At 60.2% G+C, this 13,391-nt stretch carries 12 protein-coding genes; 6 read left to right on the top strand and 6 right to left on the bottom strand.

Annotated elements, in window-relative coordinates; translation table 11 throughout:
- Nucleotides 1-3: 3 nt before the first annotated feature.
- Both NKI54_RS21255 and NKI54_RS21250 read right to left on the bottom strand, forming a co-directional pair.
- Nucleotides 4-951 (bottom strand): alpha/beta fold hydrolase, encoded by a 948-nt coding sequence (locus NKI54_RS21255; protein ID WP_352692331.1) that lies wholly within the window; start codon nucleotides 949-951, stop codon nucleotides 4-6.
- Between the two features lie 86 nt (nucleotides 952-1,037).
- On the bottom strand, nucleotides 1,038-1,853 hold the full coding sequence (locus tag NKI54_RS21250; protein WP_352451958.1) for an oxidoreductase: 816 nt from the start codon (nucleotides 1,851-1,853) through the stop codon (nucleotides 1,038-1,040).
- A 107-nt stretch (nucleotides 1,854-1,960) separates the two neighbouring features.
- Between NKI54_RS21250 and NKI54_RS21245 the strand changes: the two genes are divergently transcribed.
- The gene (locus tag NKI54_RS21245) at nucleotides 1,961-2,545 is read left to right on the top strand and encodes a TetR/AcrR family transcriptional regulator (protein ID WP_352692330.1); all 585 of its coding nucleotides are present in this window, start codon (nucleotides 1,961-1,963) and stop codon (nucleotides 2,543-2,545) included.
- Between the two features lie 12 nt (nucleotides 2,546-2,557).
- Here NKI54_RS21245 and NKI54_RS21240 read toward each other — a convergent pair whose 3' ends face one another.
- Nucleotides 2,558-3,607: a LacI family DNA-binding transcriptional regulator gene (locus NKI54_RS21240; RefSeq protein ID WP_352692329.1), complete on the bottom strand. Its 1,050-nt coding sequence runs from the start codon at nucleotides 3,605-3,607 to the stop codon at nucleotides 2,558-2,560.
- Nucleotides 3,608-3,754: 147 nt separating this feature from the next.
- Between NKI54_RS21240 and NKI54_RS21235 the strand changes: the two genes are divergently transcribed.
- From NKI54_RS21235 to NKI54_RS21215, 5 genes are all read left to right on the top strand, one after another.
- Nucleotides 3,755-4,795 carry an ABC transporter substrate-binding protein gene (locus NKI54_RS21235; RefSeq protein ID WP_352470335.1) on the top strand — a complete coding sequence of 347 codons (1,041 nt, stop codon included), beginning with the start codon at nucleotides 3,755-3,757 and terminating at the stop codon, nucleotides 4,793-4,795.
- 127 nt (nucleotides 4,796-4,922) lie between these two features.
- Entirely contained in the window at nucleotides 4,923-5,960 is a 1,038-nt protein-coding gene (locus NKI54_RS21230) for an ABC transporter ATP-binding protein (protein ID WP_352692328.1), read from the top strand.
- Nucleotides 5,957-6,844, top strand: a complete 888-nt coding sequence (locus NKI54_RS21225; RefSeq protein ID WP_352624599.1) for an ABC transporter permease — start codon at nucleotides 5,957-5,959, stop codon at nucleotides 6,842-6,844. Before NKI54_RS21230 ends, NKI54_RS21225 begins: the two co-directional genes overlap by 4 nt.
- Nucleotides 6,837-7,628, top strand: coding sequence for an ABC transporter permease (locus tag NKI54_RS21220; RefSeq protein WP_352624600.1), 792 nt, complete (start codon nucleotides 6,837-6,839; stop codon nucleotides 7,626-7,628). Before NKI54_RS21225 ends, NKI54_RS21220 begins: the two co-directional genes overlap by 8 nt.
- A 14-nt stretch (nucleotides 7,629-7,642) precedes the next feature.
- Entirely contained in the window at nucleotides 7,643-8,563 is a 921-nt protein-coding gene (locus NKI54_RS21215; RefSeq protein WP_023676454.1) for a phosphorylase family protein, read from the top strand.
- 499 nt (nucleotides 8,564-9,062) lie between these two features.
- On the opposite strand, the gene NKI54_RS21210 is transcribed toward NKI54_RS21215, so the two are convergent.
- The 3 genes from NKI54_RS21210 to NKI54_RS21195 form a co-directional block, all read right to left on the bottom strand.
- Entirely contained in the window at nucleotides 9,063-9,545 is a 483-nt protein-coding gene (locus NKI54_RS21210; RefSeq protein ID WP_352454573.1) for a GNAT family N-acetyltransferase, read from the bottom strand.
- A 185-nt stretch (nucleotides 9,546-9,730) separates the two neighbouring features.
- A complete protein-coding gene (locus tag NKI54_RS21205) occupies nucleotides 9,731-11,467 on the bottom strand; it encodes an adenylate/guanylate cyclase domain-containing protein (protein ID WP_352635581.1) in 1,737 nt (578 codons plus the stop codon).
- A 1,317-nt stretch (nucleotides 11,468-12,784) separates the two neighbouring features.
- The coding region (locus NKI54_RS21195; RefSeq protein WP_352692327.1) for a tetratricopeptide repeat protein at nucleotides 12,785-13,391 on the bottom strand (607 nt) is incomplete at its 5' end.

The following is a 13,391-nucleotide window of genomic DNA, read 5'->3' as shown; positions in this document are numbered from 1 at the left end:
CAGTTACTTTCTAAGAATGCCTGTTGCTGTTCGGGACGAAACAAGCCGAACGTTTTCAGCTGCATAGCCGCCTTGCGGCAAGGCCTCAGCCTCGAGGAAGGACAGGGCCTTCGGGACAAAATCGGCGTGGTTCTGAAATATCCCGCCATGCCCGGCATCCGGATAGATGACCAGATGCGCCCCCGGGATACGCCCGGCGAGATCATAGGTATTGCTGCTCGGCACCATCCTGTCCTGGTCGCCATTCGCAACCAAAGTGGGAATGCGGATGGTGCTCAGGTCTTGTGGCGCCTGGAGTCCGTAGGCCTTGATCGCCTTGAGTTGCGCGCCGAACGCGCTCAGCGATATCGCCTTGTCCCGGTTGTTCCGGCGCTCCTTCAGCCGTTGCAGAAATGCGTTTGCGGCGCGGCGCCCATTCGGCGTTCTTGTGAAGAAGAGATAGTACTTCGGATCCCGAAAAGTCAGCGCGCCCTTGATCATGTCCACGATCGTCAGCGGCGTCACCTTGTCGATGCCTTGCCCACCGGCCGGCCCCGTGCCAGCCAGGATGAGTTTGCGCACAAGCTTGGGCTCGGTCAGCACAATCTCTTGCGCCACGAAGCCGCCGAGTGAAAAGCCGAAGAGATCGACTTCTTCGAACCCCAGCGCCCGGACAAAGGCGATTGCATCCCGCGCCATGCCGGAAATGGTCGACGGAGTTTTGCCACCCGAAGCACCGATGCCGCGATTGTCGAAGGCAATTACCCGCCGGGTCGCAGCGAGGCCATCGACGATGTGCGGATCAAAATTGTCCAGCTGAGCAGCCAGATGGTTGAGCAGGATCACTGGCACGCCCGTCCTGGGCCCGAGTTCCCTGTACGCAAAAGCTATGCCGCCGACATCGACGGAGCGCGTTGGCGCGTCCTGGAACAACGCCGGTGAACGCGGCGACCGATTGGATCTATGTGTCATGCTTGGCGCCTCCGTTTCGTAGGGCCTGGCCAAATGTGTCGTAGTTGCTAGTCGCATGTGCGTGAAATCCTCTGCCTCGCCGTTGTTCAGACCGGCAAGCGGAACTGCTTGCGCAGGCTCTTGTCGAAAATCCCCGCGGGGGCAAAGCGGCGCAGCAGGCTGACCTGGCGCGCTGCGTTGCCAGCGGTATAGCGCCGTCGCGGGCGGGCATCGGTCGCTGCCTTGACAACCACATCCGCCACCACTTCCGGCCGATCGGCTTTGGGCATCACATCGCCCAGCAGCGCCTTGAGCCCGGCTCGAGCCCGATCGTATTCCTTCAACAGCGAATCCGGCTCGATGCCGTTCTGGTCGAAGACGGTGCGAACGAATGCCGGCTCGATGACGGAAACGCGGACGTTGAAGGCGCGCACCTCGTGGTCGAGCGATTCCGAATAGCCTTCGAGCGCGTGCTTGACCGCCGAGTAATGAGCTGAGTATGGCGCGGGTACCAGTCCCAGAATGGAGCCGATATTGATGATGCGCCCTTCGCCGCGCCGCCGCATCGACGGCAACACCGCATTGGTCATTCGCATGACGCCGAACAGATTGACGTCGAACAGGGCTTGTACCTGGGCGACCGAGGATTCCTCGGCGCCTCCTAGCAGACCGACACCGGCATTGTTGACCAGGAGGTCGATCCGGCCGGTCTGCGCGAGCACGGTGGCAACGAGCGCATTGACGGCCGCATCATCGGTCACGTCGCATGCCAGCATGGTCACTCCGCCCGGACCATTACTGGTCTTGCGGCGACTTGTCCCGAAGACAGTGAAACCCGCCCGCGCCAAGGCCTCGGCGCTGGCGCGGCCGATGCCGGAGGAGGCTCCGGTCACGATTGCGGTCTTTTCAGAATTCCCATTCATTTTTGATGTTCCAGGTTCGAGAGGTCTAGCTTATTTCCACGAGTTGAATTATGATCGTAATATCAGATTATGAGCATAATGCAATGGCAGGACAGGAAAGAAAGACCATGCGCTACGAAAAGGGCCGAAAAGACGCGTCACGCAGCCGGATCATGGAGGTCGCCGCCGAACGTTTTCGATCTGACGGCATCGCGGCGTCCGGGCTGGCAACCATCATGAGCGACGCCGGGCTGACGAACGGCGCCTTCTATCCGCACTTCCAGTCGAAGGCGGAGCTCGTCCGTGAAAGCGTGGCGGCGGCCTTGGACGCGCAGTCGCATGAAGTGCAGGAAGCATTGGCCGCCGGCGGTCCGGAAATGGCCATAGAGACGTATCTATCGGCCGAGCACCGGGACAATCCTGGAAAGGGTTGCGCTTCGGCCGCGTTGTTGCCGGAAATCGCGCGGCAGCCGCCTGAAACGCGAGCCCTCTATGCCAAGCGCGCTCAATCCCTGGTGCGCCAGATAGCTGAAGCTCTGCCGCAGACGAACGATCCCGAGGGCGCTGCGTTGGGCATGTTTGCAACGCTCATCGGCGCGCTTCAACTCGCGCGCGCCGTGGAAGGAACGGAATTTTCGGATCGTATCCTAGCGGCGGGAGCAGCTGCCGCAAAGGCGCTGATCCGGCCGGTTCAAGACGAGGCGGCCTCCTGAGGGCAGCCCGGATTATTCGGCCGGCTCGAATCTGCCTTGCACCAAGACTGTCTCCACCGGCCCGAGCGGATTGATGATCCGGCTCTCCAGGACTTCGATAAGTTTGCGTCCAACACCCGCCATATCCACGGAATGAACTCCGATCTTTGCCGGCAGGAAGCGTGCCAGCCGCGTGCTGTCACGGGTGACGATGTGGACGTCGCGGCCTGGTGTGAGACCCCACTTGCCGAGAGCGTGCAACGCTCCCAGAAGGCCCAGTTCGTTGGCGCACGCCAAGCCCGTTGGCGGATCTGATGACGCCAGCAAGCGATCGAACCAGCCTGCGCTCGATTCCATGGTGAACATGCCATGACCGATCAACGACTGGTCGATCGGAATACCAGCCTCGGCCATTGCCCTTCCATACCCGGAAAGACGCGTGGCACTCGCCTGGTCCTCCGGAACGAGAAGTTGCAGCGCAATACGTCGACAGCCCTTATCCATGAGCCGCCGGGTCGCCTCGTAGGCAATCTGTTCATTGTCGACATCGACATAAGGATACGCGATATCCAGGTCGGTTCTTCCAAACGCAACGAACGGCATGCGTTTATCCAGAAGCAGCTTGACGCGCGGATCAGCCGACACCAGGCGCGTGATGACCAGGCCGTCTGCGCTGTGCGCCTGAAGCTGCCGCTGCACACTCTCAACGGGATCGTCGTCGGGAGTGGTGGAATAGATGGACAGACTATAACCGGCTTGCCGCGCCGCCAGCGTCATGCCTTCGATTAAAGGAAGCTTCAATAGATCGGACAGATGGTCTCGTGTTTCCATCGGGAGTACTGCCGTCAGCGTCTGCGTTCGACCGGTTTTGAGCGCGCGACCATGATGATTTGGTAGATAGCCGACCCGCTTGGCCGCCTCCTTGACGCGGGCTATGGTCGAGGGCTGCACCTCCGGCCCATCCTTCAGAGCGCGGGATACCGTGGTCACCGAGAGGGAAAGTTCAGCGGCGATCTGCTTTAGATTGGCCATTGTTCGCCCGACTTCATTTGCGAAAGCGCCGGCTGATTTGCTGACCGCCATAACGTTACCGAATTCGACATCCCGGTCAATCCAAACTCCCGCAGGAAGCAGCTTGACTCCGGCGCATTCAGATGTAATCGTAACGTTACGATTACAAAATAATGGCTCTTTCAAGCGATATTCCATAAAAGTTGGGGAGGAGAACCTATGTCCTGGCTACGCATTTCCTTAACAGCATTCGCAATCTCGGCTGCCCTGCCCGTGCATGCGCAGACGGTCACAATCACGACCGCGGGTGGCGACTATGGCAACGCCATGAAGGAGGCCATGTGGGCCCCTGCTGCAAAAGAGCTTGGCTATGATGTCCGCGAGGAGACCCTAAGCGACGGCCTGGCCGCCTTGAAGATGCAGGTCACCTCGGGTGCGGTCACGACCGACGTCATTCACCTGGGCTCACCGGAAGGTGCCCAGGCGGCCGCACAATCGCTGCTGGAGCCACTCGACTACAAGATCATCGATCCGAAATCCGTGCCGGAGGGTGCGAAGTCCGACTACTGCTATCCGTTTGACTCCTATGGCACCGTCATGTCGTGGAACACCAAGACCTATGGCGAGAACCCGCCGAAGACGTGGGCGGAATTCTGGGATGTTGCCAAATTTTCTGGCCGTCGCGCGTTGCGCGCCAATGCGCAAGACTCGATCGAGATCGCGCTTCTCTCCGATGGCGTGGCACCGGCGGACGTCTATTCCGTGCTCAGCACCCCGGAAGGGCTAGAGCGCGCCATCAAGCGGCTTGAAGCGATCAAACCAGATGTCGCCGTGTGGTGGACCTCGGGCGCCCAGTCGGCGCAGTTGCTGAAAGACGGCGAGGCGGATTTGGTCATTACCTGGAACGGACGCGCCCAAACCGTGAAAGCAGATGGCGGCGCGGCTGACTACACGTTCAAGGGTTCGGTCATCGGCACGGACTGCCTTGGGGTGCCGAAGGGAGCGCCGAACAAGGAAGCCGCGATGAAGCTCATCGCAGCGATGACGCAGCCCGCGCGGGTTGCGAAGCTGACCGATTTCATTGCCTACGGCCCAGTCAATCCTGCGGCATATGAGGGTGGCCTTATTCCCGAGGACCGTCTGAAGACCCTTGCGACCGCGCCTGAAAATGCTGGCACTTCGGTGTTTTCCAATTCAGAATGGTGGGTCAAGAATGGCGAGGCTGCCCAAAGAGCCTTCGATGAAATGATGGCCCGCTGACTCTCAGCTCTAACGCATGTCGCGCAAAAATGTGCAGCGCGCGACAACGACATGCATGAAAACAAGAACCTAAAGCGCGTCGCGTGAAGCCAGTCGAACGCGACGCGCTTCAAGGCTGGAGCACATGATGAAGTCGCTCGCGATCACCATCGAAAGCGTGCACAAGGCTTATGGGTCCTACGTCGCACTGGATGATGTTTCGCTCGACATCCAGGCTGGCGAATTCCTCACGCTGCTAGGGCCATCGGGATCGGGCAAGACCACGTTACTCATGGCTCTGGCCGGTTTTGTCCGGCCGGATTCCGGTAAACTTTTCTTGGGCGATCGAGACATCACCCGCCTGCCGCCCAACAAACGAGACATCGGCATAGTATTCCAGAATTACGCCTTGTTTCCCCACATGAATGTCATGGCGAACGTCGCGTATCCGCTGGTGCTGCGCAAGGTACCGAGAGCGGAGGCGCGTCAGCGGGCGCTTGATACCTTGGCCCGCGTGAAGCTGGATGGTCTGGCGGAGCGCAATATTGCCGCACTATCCGGCGGCCAACGTCAACGGGTGGCATTGGCGCGGGCTATCGTCTTCGAACCGCGCGTGATGTTGATGGACGAGCCGCTGTCGGCGCTCGACAAGAACCTGCGCGAGACCATGCAGTATGAGATCCGGCGTCTGCATGATCATCTACGGATCACCACAATCTATGTAACCCACGACCAGCGCGAAGCGCTGATTATGTCTGACCGGATTGCGGTGATGAATTCTGGCCGCATCCAGCAGATAGATACGCCGCAGCGGATTTATGATCGTCCATCGACCCGCTTCGTCGCGGAGTTCATGGGCGAGGCCAACATTGTGGCCCCGGGCTCAGCGCGCAGAATCGACGGCGCCGAAGCATCACGCGAAACTCTGATGATCCGCGCCGAAAGCTTCCATCTTGATGCGAAGCTCGTCGGGGGAGACGGAGTGGCTCTCGAAGGAATACTGCGCGCCAAAGCGTTCCGCGGCGAGAACTGGCTTTTGACGCTGGCGCTTGACGGCGGGCAAGAGGTTCTTGTCTGCATTCCGGCAGCGCTGGCCGGCGGCTGCGCCGAGCTTGCCGCCGGTCAGCGGATGACCGCATATGCACCAGCAGCGAAGGTTCACGCGATACCGGGAGCGATGGCGTGATCGTCGTCCGGGACCCGGCGCTCGCGGCGGATGCGCGGCGCGAGCGGCGGTTTTTTCTTTCACTTTCGCTCCCGGCGCTGTTCATCGTTGGACTGGCGGCGATACTGCCCATCCTTTGGATCATCCGGCAATCCTTCCTGACCACCGGGGGTGAGTACACCGTCGGCAACTACGAGAAGGTCCTTTCGAGCGGACTGACGTGGTCGGCGCTCGTCACGACCCTCGAACTGTCCTTGGGTACGCTGGCGGGCTGCATTCTCCTCGGCACTCCTCTGGCGCTGGCGCTGGCCAGCGTCAGACCAAGGCTGGCCAACGTGCTCATGGCGTTCGTCATGCTGCCGCTGTGGACCTCTATTCTGGTGCGTACCTATGGTTGGCTCGTGCTCTTGCGGCGCGACGGCCTGATCAACGCGGCTTTGACCGGTTCAGGCCTGACGGCGGAGCCATTGCCGCTGGTCTACAACTTCACGGGAACGCTCATCGGCATGGTGCACTACATGCTGCCACTTTTTCTGCTGCCTGTTTATGCTGCGATGCGCGATATCGACCCAAATCTCATTCGCGCGGCTGCGAGCATGGGAGCCACTCTCAGGCAGGTCATCCGCACAGTCATTATGCCGCTTTCGGCGGGCGGCATCTTCTCGGGTTCGATCATCGTCCTCATCTACGCCATAGGTTTTTTCATCACGCCGGCGGTGCTTGGCGGCGGCAAGGTAAATCCGCTCTCTACCCGGATCGAGCGTACACTATCGACCTTTCAGGACTGGGGGTCGGCAAGCGTCCTGGGCATTCTGCTCCTCGTTCTTATGGCGCTGATCGGTGTGATGTTGCTGGCGGCACGCCGTCTGGTGGCCCAGAACGCCGTGGAAGCCTCCCATGCTTGAAGCCTATCCGCAAAACAGGCTCGCCCGCATTTTGCTCTGGAGCTTTGCCGCTCTTGTCATGGCATTTCTGATGCTGCCGACGCTCGTGGTGGTGCCGCTTTCCTTTTCGGCGTCGAATCTCCTCGAGTTTCCGCCGCACGCCTACTCGTTGCGCTGGTACGAGAACTTCTTCGGCTCGGCAACGTGGATGGCCGCGCTCAGAACGAGTTTGATCCTTGGGACGTTGACGGCGTTGATCGCGGTGCCTTTCGCGCTGCTCGCCTGCATTTCAATGAATCGGCTGGGCGGAAAGACCGCTGCGGCCATCCAGAGCGTCCTGCTGACCCCCTCGATCACCCCAGGTATCCTGCTTGCGATCGGTCTCTTCTTTGTGTTGGCCGCACAACATCTGATCGGAACGCTATTCGGTGTGCTGGTCGGACATGTGGTGCTGGCCGTTCCGGTCGCCTGCATTGTGTTGCTACCCGCTCTCGCCCGCTTTGACTGGAACCAGGTTCAGGCGGCGCGCAGCCTCGGTGCAAACTGGGCCAGGTCCATTGGCGGAATCATCGTTCCGCAACTTCGGATCAGCTTGCTGTCGGCGACATTGATGGCGTTCCTGACTTCGCTCGACGAGTCTGTGATTTCGATCTTCATCGCAAGTGGTCGCAACAGCACGATGCCGAAGCTTATGTTCCTGTCGCTGCGCGATCAGATCGATCCGACCATTGCGGCGATCTCGACATTGTGGACCGTCATCGTCGTGGCCGTGGTCCTGATTGTGACCCTTCGCCAAAAATCCTGACCGAGACTGGAAACATGCCCACCAATTACCATGCAGCCGACGATCTGACGGATCATTCGACGGACATCCCTCAGGTAGGGTTGGCCATCATCACAGGGTCGGCAAACTGGGGGCTTGCCTTCCCGGAAGATGTCGAATTCGATGGTGTGCGCACCTTGCGGCGCGACATGAGTTTTGAAACACCTTTCGGTCGCACCGACAACTGGAAGCTGCTCGAGTTCGATGCGTCGATCACAGCGGAAGGGAGAGCAAAACGCGCGCTGTGCATGTATTCGCACGGCAATCCCCGCGACCGTATCGACCATTCCTGCCATCGCCGCGCGTTCTGGGTATTGATGCGGGCGGGTGTACGGCAAGTTCTCGCCTGCTCGACTGTAGGCGCCGTCAACAAGGCGATCCAGCCGGGCGACATGGTGGTGACCGCCGATATCATTGAACTGACGCAGACCCCGTTTTCACTGCTTCCTGACCGTCAGAGCTTTGACTGTTCGGGCAAGCAAATCGTGTGTCCAAGATGTGCGGCGGTTCTGGTCGAAACGGCCCGCCGTCATTGGCCAGCCGAATGCCGCGTTTATGGCATCGAACAGCAGTTGGTGGCTGCCCATTGTTATGGGCCCCGGCTGACAACGCCTGCCGAAGCCTTGGCATATCGGGGCATGGGGGCGGATGTACTCAACCATTCCATCGCCCCTGAGGCGACCTTGTCGCGCGAGATCGGCGCGTGTTTCGTGCCTTGCGCGTTCGTGACGGCGGGCTTCAACGACTATATGGATCGCAATCGCCAGAAATTGCTGCAGGAGGACGTGCTGCCCAGTCTCTCCATGACAGCCTCGCGGGTCGCGCTGGAGACCGCCGCGCGACTTCCCGCTGATCCGGAATGCTCCTGTCACGGCTTGAAGTCGCCTCAGCCGAAAGAACGCTCCAGCCGGTTCTGAGACGACCTTGGTGCGCCGGATAGCTGAAGCTCTGCCACCGACCAAGAATCCCGAGGGCGCTGCATTGTGCGTGTTTGCGACGTTCGAAACGCTGAGGGCGGCGTTTGAGGATTACGGTCAAAACTCAATCAGACTGGCTGCCGCCAATGGCCCAGATGGGCGGAACTTGCCGTTTGAATTAGTCGGCGGGAATGAGCACAGAGCGCCATTTGCTGACAATCATGGCGCTTCACCATTGCGGTCGTTCTCGCTACGACCTGATGCGGACCCGAAGCGGATGGTCGTTTGATCCGGTTAAACTCAACGCGCCACCCTACCACGTGCGCCATCTCGAGACGTTCGCGAAAACCTCCACGTCGGTCGCGACTCGACCATGGAGCGGAAGTACAGGCGAAGTCCTGTTTCGTTCGAGATGGCCTGGTTCAATCTCCAGCATCCTCCTCCTGCCATACTGGCCGGAGCGAGTGCCGGCCGCGAGCGACTGGCCTTTGAGCGTAGGTCAGAGCGTCTTGCTCATCATCAGGATCGGAACCGGAGCGCCGCCACGGTCATCGACGAATTTCTCGGCGGGTTGGTAGCCGCAGGCTCTATAGAGCGGCTCTCCTGCCATCGTGGCTGCCAGATCGGCACGGCGGAAGCCCTCAGCCTTAGCGGCACGTTCACACAGCGAAAGGATAAGGCGGCCGACGCCTCGCCGGACAAAGTCCGGATGCGTATACATGGCTCTGATACGCGCCGCGTCCGTGGCTGGATCAAGCAGTGCCGCGTTGCGTCCCGGTGACTGATCACCACCATACATGGTCGTGCGCCGGCTCCAGCCACCGCACCCTGCCAGGACGCCGTCGTGCTCCACGACGAAATAGGTGCCATCATCGACAAGCTGCGTGTCCAGCCCCATGATTGCGCGGCTGGATCGGATCTGGTCATCGTCGAGAAACGGTTTCTGGAGTTCGGAGATCGCTGCATCCATGAGCGCAATCATGGAGGCGAGGTCCTCGCGTCGCGCTATCCGGTGCCGAAAGTCTTCACTGGCCATGTTCAAGCACACCATGAGGCGAAACAAACGCACGATATGGCGAATTTCGTTCCGTCAGAAGACCAAAATATTCGCTGCTGCGGCAGCCTTGGGACGCCTGTCGAGCAGGCCGAAGGTATAACCAATGACAGTCATTCTGGCAGCCCCGCCATGCGATAACCTTCCACGATATGCCGGCGCACGTCTTCGGCTGGGAATGGCTGCGAATCCGACCAGTGCCGGATAGTGAAGTGCGGATTGCTTATCATGAACATTTTCGCCTCCCAGCCCGCTTCCTCCAAACGGCCAAGTTGCGCAAGGCTTGCTGCAAGCAGGCGTCGTGAAGTCGTGCGATAGGTTTCGGGCCTGCGCAGCGTTAGGATCGCGGATTCGTAGTCGCCCAGGGCATATTGGGCCTGGCCCAACATCCAATAATACCAACCGGGCGGGTGAGGGTTGAGTCGCAGTGCCCTGCGGACCTGCTCTATGGCTTCGGCAGGTCGGCCCTTTTCCGTCGTCAACTCGGCCTGCATTGCCCAAGCGTCGGCGTGGTTGGGGTCCAACTCGTGGGCAGCATCGAATTCGGCATCCGATTCCACCCAGCGACTCTCATGTCCAAGTATGACGCCCAATACCCATCTGTTCCCGGCGTCGTTCGGGTCGAGTTCGACCGCCAGCTGTGCTTCGGCGAGCGCTCTTGCGCGGTTGGGGTCCATCGGTTCGTCCCAGAACTCCCAGCCCAGCCAGAGGTTGAGCGCCAGCCAACGGTGCGCCTCCGCGTATTCCGGGTCGAGCGCGATTGCCCGGTCTAGCAGCAAAATGGCCTCTTTCGCGGTGAGCGCCGTTTGCAGGCCAAGGACCCGGGCACGCACACAGAGATCATAGGCCTCCAGGTTGCTCGGTCTGTTGCGCGCCGGCGCGGTGGTCAGGCGGCCAACCAGAGCCTCGACAATCTTGCCGGTCACCTCGTCCTGAACGGCGAAGATATCTTCTAGGCTCCGGTCGAATCTTTCGGCCCAAAGGTGGTCACCCGCGATCGCGTCGATCAGTTGGGCGTTGATACGCACCCGTCCAGCGGCCCGCCGTGCACTACCTTCAAGAAGATGGCGAACTCCCAGTTCTCGCGCGATGCGACGCACATCCACGTGCCTGCCTTTGTATGCAAATGCCGAGTTGCTGGCGATGACGAACAACTCGCTTGTCCTCGACAGATCCGTGATCAAGTCTTCGGTGAGGCCATCGACAAATGCCTCCTGCTCCGGATCATTGCTCATGTTCGTAAAGGGGAGGACGGCAATGGAGGGCTTGGCGGGGAGCTGCAGAGGCGCTTTCTCCGCGAACCCGCCATCGTCCGATGCGGTCGACAGCCGGATCCGGTAGACAGACACTGGTTCGGTGACGTTCTTGATCGCTTGCGGACCAAGTTCGTCGAAGCCGCAATCGAGCTTCCGCTTGACTTGGTCGTAGACGCTGCCGGACACACAGACATCTCCTGCCCCGGCCATTGCCTGGAGCCGCACTGCGACAATGACGCCGTCGCCGAACAGATCGCCGTCCTCGACAACGACATCGCCCAGATTGATGCCGATATGCAGGTAGATTCTCCGGTCGGCGGTCACACCCTCGTTTGCGGCCGCCATCCGCTTCTGAAGGTCCACGGCGCATGACACGGCGTTCACCGCGCTTCCGAACTCGACCAGAACGCCATCACCCATCACTTTCACAATACGGCCATGACGGTCGCGGACGAGTGGTTCGAGGATTTCCTTCCTCCTCCTCCTTAAAGCGGCCAACGTTCCTTGCTCGTCCAGGTCCAGAAGTCGACTGTAGCCCACCACGTCGGCAGCCAATATGGCGGCAAGGCGGCGTTGGGCGCGTTCTTCGGCCATTTCGCGTTGCTTTCATTGAAAGCAGAAAAGCGAATTTTATGCCGCCCATTTCAAAAGTCTATCAGGTTGACTTCGAGGCTCGATCGCCAAGCAGCTACATAGGGTGATCGCGCCTGTCGATTGTCCCCACTGGGGCCACGACTTGCGCTTGGGGCTCGTCTTGGAGAAGGTCAGCAAGGGGTCAGTGCCGAGTGCCGCGAATGTCGGGTATCGGGCAGTGAAATGGGCTGACCAAGGGCAGCTCAGGGTCAGATCGCGTCATGCGACGCTCGCAACTGATCGACTGCAAGGGTCGGAACTCGGTCGTCTTAGAGTGATTTGGGTTTTTGGCGGCTAGAGCGACCCGGCATGAGGTGGTCCGGACTGTGAACGAGGGTGTCGGCAGAGCGCGTCTCATAGGGGGCCACAAGCCAGTGCCCCACCGCCGACAAACACCGGCGGGCGGGTGCCTCGGGGACACGATGGTAGATTGCCAATGCGTTCGCGGGTGTGGCCTTAAGTCGCAAACTATTGGCTTCAGAAGCAGGGCGTCGGCCTTCATTAACGGTGCTACCAACACCACATGGTCCGTAGCCCTCCCAAACGAGAGAAGCTCGCCCCGACGGGTCGCACTGCGGCCGTCAGCCGGCAATTGCTGTGAACTAGGAAACCATCATGCCTGAAAATATCAGACTAACTTCGAGAGACGTCCCTCTCATTCAGCTAGGCCTCTATCAGTGCCGCTTCCCGGTGAGCGAAGACCCGTCAGTACCCGGCGGCTATCGTTTTTGTGCTGGGCCAACTTCGCCGGATCGCGTCTACTGCGATCACCACCACCACATTGTGACCGCCGTGGACCCTCGTCGAGCCCGTTCGGGTCTCCACCTCGCTCAACGACGCGCCGCGTAAGTCTGGCTGGCGGCGGCCTCCCGGCCAGGCGCTATGCGCTCCAATGGCTACGACCTTTCCGTCGGCTCGGTCTGGCCCATCCTCCCTTATGCCGTCTTCGCCGATGTCTCCCCCTTCGCCCGATTGAGAACGACGACTTCTCGCCGAAGCGATCGCTTCGGAATGCCGTCGTAGCCCGACCCGAAGCTCAGTGAGCTTTTGTAGAGGTCGAGGGTCCAATCCAACGTCTGGACTCCACTGGAGTGCCTGCACTCGAGAGCGATTGGCTCTCCGGCAGCCGATAAGGATCCAAATTTAAGCGCCACTTGCCGCCATTCATCGTTTGGCCAGTGAACTGTCGCTTTCGATGCACAGCGGTCGTTCCTGGCAACGCGCGCCGTTCGCGCGCTGGCGAGCAGCGGCCCTCGCCTTTCTTTGCACAGGGGTGTTCTATGGCTGCCCGAGAGGCTTCGCCTCCCCCGCCTCGCATTCCGACAATCGCACAGGTTTGGCGAGTTTCGCCAGCGCCTCGGGCTTGGCGCAAGCCGGAAAGCCGGCGAGCGGCATTGTTTCAATAAACCGGCTGCGCTCTTTAGTGCTCAAGCCCACTTCATTAATCATGCTCTCGACGGTCAGGTCCGGGTACTGCTTGAGAGTTTCCCTAACCGAAGCATTCGCCTCATCCATTCGACCCAGAGCCGCAAGGGAGCTGCTAAGCACCACCCACTTCCACTTGTCGTAGTTGTTAGGCGTCATGCGCTCCAGCATCTTCAACGCGTCCTCATATCGGCCGGCCATAAAATAGGCAGGGGCGAAGAAGTTGGACGTCCACATCGGGTAGTTCGGGTCGAGCCGCATTACTTGGTCGACCATCTGAGCGCCGCGTTCGGGTTCATTGAAGCGTGCCGCAAAGCCGGTATAGAATGTCAGGATTTCGGACGAACCGGGAGCTAGACGAAGGGCCGTGTCCAGCTCAGCCTTGGCGCGGGCGTTGTCGCCCTTCTGGCTGAGGCTCATACCAAACACGGCGTGTGCCTCAGCGTCACTTGGATCGAGC

It is taken from the genome of Mesorhizobium sp. M0663, from assembly GCF_040320585.1.
Taxonomy (GTDB): domain Bacteria; phylum Pseudomonadota; class Alphaproteobacteria; order Rhizobiales; family Rhizobiaceae; genus Mesorhizobium.
The sequence above is the reverse complement of the archived record's forward strand: the minus strand, read 5'-3'. Positions and strand labels throughout refer to the sequence as shown.